This window comes from uncultured Sphingomonas sp., from assembly GCF_964021865.1.
GTDB lineage: Bacteria > Pseudomonadota > Alphaproteobacteria > Sphingomonadales > Sphingomonadaceae > Sphingomonas.
In genome coordinates this window covers 20,271-27,472 of record NZ_CAXIAM010000046.1, presented here as the reverse complement: position 1 = coordinate 27,472, position 7,202 = coordinate 20,271, and the positions used below count along the sequence as shown (strand labels likewise).

The 7,202-nt window shown below is 67.6% G+C and carries 6 protein-coding genes, 1 pseudogene and 1 other annotated feature; of the genes and pseudogenes, 1 reads left to right on the top strand and 6 read right to left on the bottom strand.

Features of this window, described 5'->3' with window-relative positions; all coding sequences use genetic code 11:
• From AADI75_RS12215 to AADI75_RS12205, 3 genes and pseudogenes are all read right to left on the bottom strand, one after another.
• A pseudogene (locus AADI75_RS12215) lies at window positions 1-544 on the bottom strand (transposase); the annotation flags it as partial.
• Window positions 202-317, bottom strand: a sequence feature (AL1L pseudoknot). It overlaps the preceding pseudogene by 116 nt.
• A gap of 69 nt (window positions 545-613) precedes the next feature.
• Window positions 614-742 (bottom strand): hypothetical protein, encoded by a 129-nt coding sequence (locus tag AADI75_RS12210; protein ID WP_341209293.1) that lies wholly within the window; start codon window positions 740-742, stop codon window positions 614-616.
• A 175-nt stretch (window positions 743-917) separates the two neighbouring features.
• Window positions 918-1,265 (bottom strand): hypothetical protein, encoded by a 348-nt coding sequence (locus AADI75_RS12205; protein ID WP_341209292.1) that lies wholly within the window; start codon window positions 1,263-1,265, stop codon window positions 918-920.
• Between the two features lie 153 nt (window positions 1,266-1,418).
• Here AADI75_RS12205 and AADI75_RS12200 point away from each other — a divergent pair, with 153 nt between their 5' ends.
• The gene (locus AADI75_RS12200; RefSeq protein WP_341209291.1) at window positions 1,419-3,611 is read left to right on the top strand and encodes a TonB-dependent receptor; all 2,193 of its coding nucleotides are present in this window, start codon (window positions 1,419-1,421) and stop codon (window positions 3,609-3,611) included.
• 63 nt (window positions 3,612-3,674) lie between these two features.
• Here the strand turns inward: AADI75_RS12200 and AADI75_RS12195 are convergent, their stop codons facing one another.
• From AADI75_RS12195 to AADI75_RS12185, 3 genes are read right to left on the bottom strand one after another with little or no spacing between them, the layout of a single operon-like run.
• Entirely contained in the window at window positions 3,675-5,009 is a 1,335-nt protein-coding gene (locus AADI75_RS12195; protein WP_341209290.1) for a DUF3526 domain-containing protein, read from the bottom strand.
• Window positions 5,006-6,445, bottom strand: coding sequence for a DUF3526 domain-containing protein (locus AADI75_RS12190; protein ID WP_341209289.1), 1,440 nt, complete (start codon window positions 6,443-6,445; stop codon window positions 5,006-5,008). The genes AADI75_RS12195 and AADI75_RS12190 overlap by 4 nt, the downstream gene beginning before the upstream one ends.
• Entirely contained in the window at window positions 6,442-7,179 is a 738-nt protein-coding gene (locus AADI75_RS12185) for an ATP-binding cassette domain-containing protein (protein WP_341209288.1), read from the bottom strand. The genes AADI75_RS12190 and AADI75_RS12185 overlap by 4 nt, the downstream gene beginning before the upstream one ends.
• Window positions 7,180-7,202: the final 23 nt, after the last annotated feature.

Here is a 7,202-nt window from a genome sequence, read left to right as displayed (position 1 = left end):
CCCGATTCGCGCGGCTCGACCTGCACCACCGCCACCGCTAAAACCGGCGCGGATCTGCCGCCAGATCTTGCGGACCCCGTAGACCGCGAAGTTCTCGGCGAACACGCGAGCCACCTCGGGCTTGAGAACCTGATCCCGCTGCGCCCGCGCCGACAGGCGCATTGGGTGCTGCCGCTGCGCGACACGCTCGAAATACGTCGACGGCGCGATCGGCGAGACGCGGCAGATCGGCTCGACCACATAGGCTTTACGGTGATCGTCGATGAGGGCGATCATCGCCGGAACGGGCGGTCGAGCTCCGCTGGGCAAAATATGCGGATGCCTTGCGGAGGATCTCGTTGCCCTGTCGCAACTCGCGGACTTCGCGTTCCAGCGCCTTCATCTTGTCGGCAACTTCGGTCGGGACGCCAGCGCGCTTGCCGCTGTTCACCTACGCCTTCTTTACCCACTCCTCCAGCGTCTGCGGAACGCAGCCGATCTTCTCGGCAATGGAAACTATCGCTGCCCATCGCGATGAGTGATGGCGCTTGTGGTCCAGCACCATCCGTACCGCTCGCTCGCGGACCTCGGGCGCAAACTAGTTTGTCGTCTTGCTGATACAGGCTCCAGCTTCTCAGGAGTTGTAGCCTCCGACAAACCCGGGGCGGTTCAGGTCGTTCAGCTCGCCATCGCCATAGTCGACCCAGTACATCCGTTCGACATTCTCCAGATCGCCGTTGGTCGCCTCGCCCAACGCCTTCAAGAACCGAGGAGCTCCGCAATACGCTCTGCTTCTGCCTCGACGTCCAGATCATGCGCAGCAACTGCTGCCTCTAGAAGCGTTTGGACATTCGCAATAGGCACCAATACATTCGATTCCACCGCTGCGCGCTGCATTGCTTGGTCGTTTGTTATTGCATACATGATAGTTTAGTTTTTCACCCACCATTGCGCAAAGGCGGCGAGCGTAAACGCGTCAGGAAATTCTTTGTCGTTGCAGTCAAGGGGCGCGGGGCGCGCGTCGCTCGAACCAATCCTTGAAAATTTGCTTGGCCGGAACGGCCGTGGCCTGGTGGAAACCGTCCGACCCGAGCCAAACTCGCGCGAAACGCATCGAACCGCTCTGTCGCCATCTCGATGGGATCGACATGGCGGCTCCTCTTGAGTGTTTTGCCGATCGCATCAGCTGCGAATGACCGCCAGTGATCAAGGGAGCGCCGCGTGTCCTCGACCCTCGAAACCGCTGCCTGCCCCTGCTTGATCAGATGGCCGAGTGTCTCGCGCATTTGTGATATCGGTGGTGTGAAGGCGCAATTGAGCATCATCGGTAAGCTGGAAGAGCTCGCGCAGCGCCAATATGGCAATATAACGTCACAAGTGGATTGATATAACGAAACATCGCGAATACCGCAGGGAAGACAAGGATCGGGGATTCGGAAATGAAGATCGTCTTGAAAACATCCGCCAGCATCGCAGCGCTCGTGCTGGCCGCACCCGCCATGGCCCAATCCGGCTCGGGCGGCACCGGCGTCACGAGCACCGAGCAAGGCGGCGGCGCGGCGAGTGTGCGCACCTCGTCGCGACAGGCTGCCGTCGGTCGCGACGTGATCGTCACCGCGCCGATCCAGCGTAGCGAGCGCGACGTGCTGCAGGGCACGTCGGTACTGACCGGCGAGGCGCTCACGCGCGACCTGCGCCCGACGATCGGCGAGACGCTGTCGCGGCTGCCCGGCGTCTCTGCGACGTCCTTCGGCCCCAGCGCGTCGCGCCCGATCCTACGCGGCTTCCAGGGCGAGCGCATCCGCGTTCTCACCGATGGCATCGGCTCGATCGATGTCAGCAACACCTCGGTCGACCACGCGGTCATCATCGACCCGCTGCTCGCCGAGCGCGTCGAGGTCCTTCGTGGGCCAAGCGCGCTGCTGTTCGGCTCGTCGGCGGTCGGCGGCGTCGTCAACGTGATCGACTCGCGCATCCCGCGCAGCGTGCCCGAGAATGGTTACCGCTTGAACGGGATTGCCACTTATGGTTCGGCCGCGAGCGAGCGCTCGGGCGAGATGGCCGGCGACGTAGCGGTGGGGCAGCACCTCGTCCTCCATGCCGATGGCTCGTACCTGAAGACGGATAATCTGCGCATCGGTGGCTACGCGCTCTCGCCGACCGCGCGCGCGGCCGCGCTCAGCCAGGTGGGCCTGCCGCAGGACACCGACGAGCCGATCGACTTCGCCGCAAGCGCCGCGATCCGCAACCGTCTGCCGAACAGCTTCTCCGAAACCTGGACCGCGGGCGCCGGCGCCAGCATCATCACCGACACCGGCCAGCTGGGCGTCAGCTACAGCCACTATGACAGCTTCTACGGCATCCCGCTCCGTTACGCTACCGAGGTTGGGCAGGAGCAGGAGGCCCCGCGGCTCGACGTCGTCCAGAACCGCGTCGACCTGCGCGGCGAGGTCGAGACCGGCGGCAGCTTCCTCGATCGCATCCGGGTCCGCGCGGGGCACGCCACCTATCGCCACTTCGAGCTGGAGGAGGACGGCAGCGTCGGCACCGCTTTCTACAACAACGGGCTCGAGGGCCGGCTCGAGCTGGTCCAGGCGCGCAAGGGGGCGTGGTCCGGCGCGTCGGGCGTCCAATATTTCAACCGCCAGTTCAACGTGGTCGGCGATGAGGCCTTCCTGCCGCGCAATGAGACCAACCAGACCGGCTTGTTCACCCTGCAGCAGCTCGACTTCGGTGCGCTGAAGGCCGAGGCGGGCGCGCGGTACGAGTGGAGTGACCTGACCGCGAAGAACGACGCCGACCAACGCTTCTTCGCCGGCCGCCGCAATTTCGGCGCCTTCTCGGGGTCGCTGGGCGCGTCCTACGGTCTGTCCGACGCGATCCGCATTGGTCTGAATGGCTCCTACACGGAGCGCGCGCCGTCGGCGGAGGAGCTGTTCGCGAACGGCGGCCACGCCGGGACGCAGGCCTATGAACTGGGCAGCGCCAATTTCCGGCTGGAGCGCAGCTGGGGGCTCGAGGCCACGCTCCACGCGCATACCGACCGGGTCAATTTCGACGCCTCCGCTTATTACAACTGGTTCTCCAACTACATTTCGGAGAACCAGACCGATCAGTCGGTGTGCGAGGCGGCCGCGATCCAGTTCGGCGCGGTCGACCGCGAGGTCGATCTGCCGTGTTTCCAGTACCAGCAGGCCGATGCGCGCTACTACGGCTTCGAGGCGGATCTTTCCGCCAACCTGTTCACCCTGGGCACCACGCGGATCAACGCCGATGTGCTGGGCGACTATGTGCACGCGAATATCGTCGACCAGGGTCCGGTCCCGCGGATCCCGGCGCCGCGCGTGCTCGGCGGGCTCGAGGCGCAGGGAGACCGGTTCACCGCGCGCGCCGAGGTGGAACATGCGTTTAATCAGAACCGCACCGCGCCGTTCGAGACGCGGACCGACGACTATACGATGGTCAACGCCAGCGTGAGCCTCTCGCCCTTCGGGCGCGACAGCAAGACCCAGCTTGTACTGAGCGCGAACAACATCTTCGACGTGACCGCGCGGCGCGCGGCAAGCTTCCTCAAGGACTTCGCCCCGCTCGCCGGTCGCGACCTCCGCGCGACGCTGCGCTTCGGCCTCTGATCGCTCAAGGCGCTGCCCGCGGACACCACGTCTGCGGGCAGCGTCGGTCTTGACGCGTCAGGATCAGGATGAGGGCGGCGCGAGAGGGCGTCGATCCCGGGTCGTGGCGGGCATCACGAACCGTGCCGCGATGCCTCTTGGGCGGGTCACGTCCTCGTACCCCGGTGCGAGCTGGAAGTCGTCCACGCCGAAGGGACGATCGTGGAACAGATAGTCGTAATAAAATTCGCGCAGCCGGCGGTGGAACGCCCGGATGCGATCCTGATAGGCGAGTTGCGCGCGTAGGTCCGTCTCTGCCAGTCCCGTCAGCAGCGCCTGTACGCCGACGGACGGCAGCACCCAGCCGAGCGCCCGCGCCAGTGCGTCACGGCGTTCGAGACCGTCACGATAGGCCTTGACCCTCGCGGCCACGCTTTCGTCGCCAACCTGGTGGAAGGCGAGGTACCATTTGTAGTGGAACGCCACCCCGAGCGGCGGCGAGTCGGCCCAGCGCGGATGGTGCGCATAGAAGCGCCGCATCGTCTCCTCGCGCGGGATGTCCCAGGCGTGGTTCACCTGTTCGCGCTGCGCCAGCGCGATCTCGGCACCCTGCGCCACCGGCACCGCGCGGTTGATCGCGACGTGCGCCAGCGTGGGGACGACGAGCACGAGCACCAGCCAGCACGCGGCAAGCGTCGCCGCGTTCGCCACCGAGCTCCAGCGTAGCCGGCCGACCAGCGCTGCGATCCCGATCCAGAACAGCAGATAGGCCGCGATGACGAGCGTCACGACCAGGATCGATCCCAGCAGGACGCCCGACCATGCCGCGACGGTTGCGAACGGAAGTGCCAGCGCGAGCCACAGCAGCGCGAGGCGCAGCAGCGTGCGCCGACGCGTCAGCGCGGTGCCTCCGCGCGGCAGGGCCGCCAGCATGCGCCAGCGGCCGGCCTCGCGCTCACCCGCTACGAGATCGTGGAACAAGGCGATTACGAACAGCGGGGCCAGGAACACCAGCACGAAGGCGAAGTCGAAGCGACCGGGCAGCGCCAGCTGGGGATTGAACGTGTCGCCGTCGTAAATCTGCGCCTCCAGCCCGAGCGCCCGGACGCGCAGGATGTAAGGCGACACGTCGCGCATGCCGATCGCAGCGAAGGCGAGCGGCGCGGGCGAGTCCCACGTCGGATGGAAGCTGTAATAGGCCGCGCTTCCTGCGTCCTTGCTGCGATCGACATAGGCGGCGACGGCGGCGATATCCTCCGCCTGCGCCGCCGGGATCGCCGCGATCGCGGCGCGCTCGCGCGACATTTCGGCCACGCCGGCCGCGAGCGCGGCGATCGTCAGCGCCGCTAGAAGCGCGAGCACGACGATGGTGAGCCGTGCGCGGAGCAACAGCCGCGCCTCATGGATCCAGAGCCTCATCGGCGGTCTCCCAGGCGACGTGCGGCGATGACCAAGGCACCGGCCGCTACGGCAAGCCAGACGATCACCACGGCCAGCCCGGGCAAGGCTCCCGCCGCCAGCTCCGCCCCGCTGGGCGCGCGATAGTGGAAGTCGGGCAGCCGGCGCCAGCTGTCGCCCGAGACGCGCTTGCGCCGATCGGCGTCGGCATCCTTGGCGACATCGTCGGCGTAGCTGACCGCCTCTGCCTCCATCCAGTTGAGCCGTTGCACGAGCGCGTAGCGATATGCCTCGGCCTGCTCCAGAAAGCGGCGGTGGCCGGTAAAGTCCGTTCCCGCCGCCGCCATCGAGAGCGAACGCAGCGCGATCGCCGGGCTCAGCACGCCTGCCATGCCGACCAGCATGTTCTGGCGGTCCTGCGCCGCGTAGCTGCGTCTGGCATAGCGGTCGAACAGCGCGGACGTGAGCCGCTCGCCCTCGACCGCGAGCAGGCCCTTGTAGTTGACGGGCAGGTCCTCGACGCGCGTCACACCGTAGCGGCGCAGCGTCGCGCGCTGGAACGCGGCGAAATGTGCATCGTCGGGATCGTGGCTGTCGCCCAACCGGCGCAGGTCGCGCGCGATGGCGACGTCGGTCTGCAGACGGTTGGTGAGTGGCACAGCGGCGCTCGCGAGGTCCGGCGCGACGCGGGGCAGGAGCACCACCGTGACCGCCCAGAGCGCCACCAGGATCAGCAACGCATCCCGGGTCCGTCGCGCGAGCGTCGACACCAGCATGATCAGCACCACCCAGAGGCCGAGATAGCCGGCATAGCCCAGCGCGAGCGTCGCGATCGGGAGCGCGAGCGCGCCCGGTTGCGCCGCGATGGCGATCAATCCGACCATCGCGGGAAGGCCAGCCACGAGCGCGACGGCGCCGAGCGCCAGCAGCTTGCCGGCCACCAGGCGCGTTCTCCCGACACCTTGCAGCAGGAGCAGGCGCAGCGTGCCGCGCTCGGTCTCGCGCGCCACCGCCCCGAAGCCGAGGAAGATGAGCAGCAGCGGCGCGACCGTCTGCAGGACGAACGCCGGGGTCAGCTGGCCGAAGCGAACCAGCAGTGAGCTCTGTCGCACGTCGCCGAAATTGGCGGTGTTCTGGCGGTGACCCTCGAGGAACATGCTGCTGCCGGTGAAGGCGTCGACCCCGGGATCGAACGCGGCGAGCGGGCCGAGCGGGCGGAAGATGAAGTGGCCGTAGTGCACCATGCGGTGCGGGTGACGGTCCGGCTGGGCGTCGAAGGCATGCTCCGCCTCATGCTGGTGGCGGAGGCGCAGGTCGGCGCTCGCGCGCTGGTGCGCCCAGGAGCTGAGCGTCGCGGTCAGCGACAGCAGTACCAGCAGCACGAGCGCGATCACGGCGACACGGTTGCGCCGCATCAGGCGAAGCTCGTCGCGGGCGATGAGGGTCAGCACGCTCATGCAGCGTCACGCCCCGCGACTGCGAAGCGGGCGTGCAGCGCACGCACGTCGAACCGCGCCGGGCCGGACGCGGCGACCTCGTGCACGATCCTGCCACCCTCGAGGAAGCCGATGCGGTCGGCGATATCGGCGGCGGAGAGCAGATCGTGCGTCACCATCAGCACCGCGGTGCCGCGATCGCGCACCGCCACCAGCAGTGCGTTGAAGTCGGCGGTCGCGCGCGGGTCGAGCCCGGAGGTCGGTTCGTCGAGCAGGAGCACGGGCACCTCGCGCAGCAGCGCGACCGCGATCGCGACCTTCTGCCGCATGCCCTTGGAGAAGCCGCCGAGCCGCTGGTCCCACGCGTCGCGCTGGAGACCTGCGGCGGCGAGTGCCGTCGTGATCGCGGCGCGGCCGTGACGCTCGTCGGAGAGCGCGAGCAGATAGTCGGCATTCTCGACGGCGGTGAGGTGCTCGTAGAGGGCGACGTTCTCGGGCAGGTAGGCGATCCGTCGCCGAACCATGTCGGGCGCAACGCCCGGGTCGATGCCGTCGATCGCGATCGTACCCGACTGCGCCCGCGCGAAGCCCAGCAGGGCCGCCAGCGTCGTCGACTTGCCGGCACCGTTGCCGCCCAGCAGGGCGGTGATGCTGCCAGCAGGGACGCGCAGCGACAGACCGTCGAGGACGCGGCGTGCCCCATAAGCGAGGACGAGTTCGTCGATCAGTATTCGCGGAGCGTCGTCGGTCGGCATACGGCTGTCTTCCTCTCGCATCT